Origin of the sequence: Xenorhabdus sp. NBAII XenSa04, assembly GCF_963866145.1 — a bacterium.
GTDB classification, from domain to species: Bacteria; Pseudomonadota; Gammaproteobacteria; order Enterobacterales; family Enterobacteriaceae; genus Xenorhabdus; species Xenorhabdus indica.
The window spans coordinates 1-2,987 of record NZ_CAWMEB010000018.1; the positions used below are offsets into that span (position 1 = coordinate 1).

Below are 2,987 nucleotides of genomic sequence, written 5' to 3' on the forward strand. Positions count from 1 at the left end.
TAATTATTGGGAGCATGACCACCTTGCTGGTTGTCTTGATACTTAAACCAGAGAAATCTTCTATACTCCTTGGCTGAATAAAATAGAACGGTTATGGCGATCATTACATGAAACAGTTACACGTAATCATTGTTAATGCTTGCCTCAGTAAGTAAAAACAGAAAATCACTCGTATTTTTGATTTAAAGCATTCAATGAAAATTGATGTGATTGGCAAAATCGTGGAGGCCATTGGGGATCACTTGACGTTGTCTATTAAATGACAATGGTTAACTGAAAAGCCACGTTAACGCGTGGCTTTTTACTGTGAATTATAGTACAAAGTATATTATTGGATCTGGAAAAAGCGATGTAAATTAAAGTTCACCGCTAGGTATACGGTAATCAATGGTAAAAATATCAACGTGATGAGTCGTTAATAATTTAATCTCATTGAATGGCGATATTAATCCTGATATAAGATCCGTTTTATGGTGTATTACCTCATATTTTATTGGGATATTACCAATTTCATTTAACAACCTTTCAAATTTAGATATTACATCATTATCTAGACCATAAAGAAAAATATTACCATGCCTAGGTTTTTTATTGAAAACTCTAATCATCTCTTTCATGGTTTCATCATTTAATGGTGATCCCATTAATGTGATATATTTACATGAGTCGTCTGGTATGTTGAATTTTGGATAGTCATAGCTATCAACGGGGCTGAGATTGGGAATATCTTTTTTTTCATCAGGGCCGTTAGAAATTTTTTGATCTTTATGGTTTACATTAATTGCATTCGGAAACCCCGTAACATGAAGGGCTTCTTCCCACGCTTTACAAGGGTACTTTCTGGAAAGGCAATCAATAATTCTACCCTCTCCCCAGACATCCAGTATTTCAATCTCGTCTTCAATCATAATTTTCATAAAATTCACTCATGTTGTTATATGTATTTCATACAATAATTTATTTTAAATAAATTATAAATAATAAAAATAATCAGCAGACTAATATCATGCTTTTATAATTAAATTGAAATAACTTCTGACTCTTAATATTAGAATTGTTATTGTTTTATTGAAGTAGGTATTTAATTTAAATATAGGGGATCTTCAAAAAAATAAAACTTAATAATGAAGGTGTATATTGTTAAGACTTAGTGCCTATATAATTTTTCAAAATGATAGAAGTATTCCTTACCCCTGAGTTCTTGAGAGGCATACGGGGTAATGGATCATCACATGCAGATACTCTCACTATTATGAAAAGGTATATCGTACATTGTTCATAATAATTTTTTTTATTTTTCAAGATAGAGTTGTTTGTTGAATTTGATCTCGTTCCTCAGCAAAGTTAGGCAGATAAATTTTATATAGGAACAGGATAAAGGATCATGAAAAAACTATCTCTTATGTTATTAATTCCGCTTGCACTGACAGCTTGTGTTAAGCAACAAACTGCTACAATGACCTCTTCGAATATTCCTTTAGATAATATATCTGCTGCACTGCCTGATATTTACCAATCACCTCCAGAAATGGTCCGTTATGACCGTTATTTGTTAGTTGATACCTCGCCAGAAATAGCGCAACGCTACCCATTGAAGCAATTGGTTCAATTAAAGATGCCCAGTTCATTGAAGCCTACTGTTGGTGAGGCAATGCGCTATGCGTTACGCCAATCAGGATATCGCTTATGTAGTGTTAGTGGACAAGCTAACACCCTTTATCAACAATCTTTGCCAGCCCCTCATTATCAATTGGGACCAGTGCGATTAAATGTTGCATTGCAACTGTTGGCAGGCTCTGCCTGGAAATTAGAAGTAGATGATATTCAGCGTGTTGTATGCCACAGCTTAAGACCGGAATATCAATGGCATAAAACAACCGATAAATGGAAGATCGAACCCCAGGCTATCTCCTTTTCCATATAGCTCGCTGCCAATAATGACCCCAATTATTCCAGAAGCCAGCAATAAAGAACTTGCTGTTGCTGCCCGGTACTTTGGGACACTCTCAGCAGCAGCATATCGTAGAAAATTAATACCGATCATAGCGATACTAATTAAAAAATGCTAATGCAATATTCCCTAAAATAATTAAAATAAAGTTACGCATCTATTCCCCTTTGATAAAAGATATGCACAAATATAATAAATGCTGAGATATTACTCAGTATTAACTAAAGTGCTTAAATGTTGATTATCAAGTTATAGGACTGCTAAAGTTCTATTTCTTTAACAAATTCTCCATATATTCCAGAGTATCGGCATCTACATAAAAATCACTGACATCCCGACTATTAATAATTCTTAAACGCTTACCATGCTGTTGAATTTCTTGCTCAATACTCATTTACCAGACATTATTCCTGCATTCAATAACAGCAATACCATGGTAGGGAAGATGCGGTGAATAGTTCTTGTAACCAGGATATATCCTGATACCAATTACTGGTATTGTCTTATGATGAATAGTCGCCCGGATTGCATTAGGAAATAGCCTCTTTTCCCATTGGATACTCGCTATTGCTTCTTTCATAGCTCTGTACTGAATAAAGGCGGTGTGAACTCTATTCATGATCTCATGCTTTATTGCCAGATCAGGGAAAATAGAATCACAAAATATCGATTTTTTTTTGACTATATGTCAGAGAGAGATCGGAAATGTTAACCGTGCTCCCGACACTGGCATTGAAACGAATAGCTTCCTCATGACTAATTCCGAAAGAGGGATCCAATGTGAAAGTTTTCAGATGTTTTGATAAAGCACGATTATAATCATTCTGAAATAATGAAACTATTTCAGATCTGTCGAGGATATTCACTATTTCATTGATATTTCTTATATGCGTGAATTCTTTCAGATCTTCTATATATTGTTCTGCCGCATCCATGGGATCACCAAAAATACCAGCATAAAATGTAGCATCTGAAAGAATATTGAAACGTATTCTGACTCCTGTATTTTTCTCAAGACTTGGATTCGCCTAATAAG

4 protein-coding genes are annotated in these 2,987 nt (G+C 34.5%); 1 reads left to right on the forward strand and 3 read right to left on the reverse strand.

Annotated features, from left to right (window positions below; translation table 11 throughout):
• Nucleotides 1-356: 356 nt before the first annotated feature.
• On the reverse strand, nucleotides 357-917 hold the full coding sequence (locus AAC147_RS01215) for a hypothetical protein (protein WP_052189713.1): 561 nt from the start codon (nucleotides 915-917) through the stop codon (nucleotides 357-359).
• Nucleotides 918-1,384: 467 nt separating this feature from the next.
• Here AAC147_RS01215 and pilL2 point away from each other — a divergent pair, with 467 nt between their 5' ends.
• The gene (pilL2, locus tag AAC147_RS01220; RefSeq protein ID WP_231571552.1) at nucleotides 1,385-1,924 is read left to right on the forward strand and encodes a PFGI-1 class ICE element type IV pilus protein PilL2; all 540 of its coding nucleotides are present in this window, start codon (nucleotides 1,385-1,387) and stop codon (nucleotides 1,922-1,924) included.
• Between the two features lie 295 nt (nucleotides 1,925-2,219).
• Here the strand turns inward: pilL2 and AAC147_RS01225 are convergent, their stop codons facing one another.
• Both AAC147_RS01225 and AAC147_RS01230 read right to left on the reverse strand, forming a co-directional pair.
• Nucleotides 2,220-2,345: a hypothetical protein gene (locus tag AAC147_RS01225; RefSeq protein WP_255347683.1), complete on the reverse strand. Its 126-nt coding sequence runs from the start codon at nucleotides 2,343-2,345 to the stop codon at nucleotides 2,220-2,222.
• A 262-nt stretch (nucleotides 2,346-2,607) separates the two neighbouring features.
• Complete coding sequence (locus AAC147_RS01230) at nucleotides 2,608-2,886, reverse strand: hypothetical protein (RefSeq protein ID WP_197056408.1); 279 nt, start codon at nucleotides 2,884-2,886, stop codon at nucleotides 2,608-2,610.
• Between the last annotated feature and the right edge of the window lie 101 nt (nucleotides 2,887-2,987).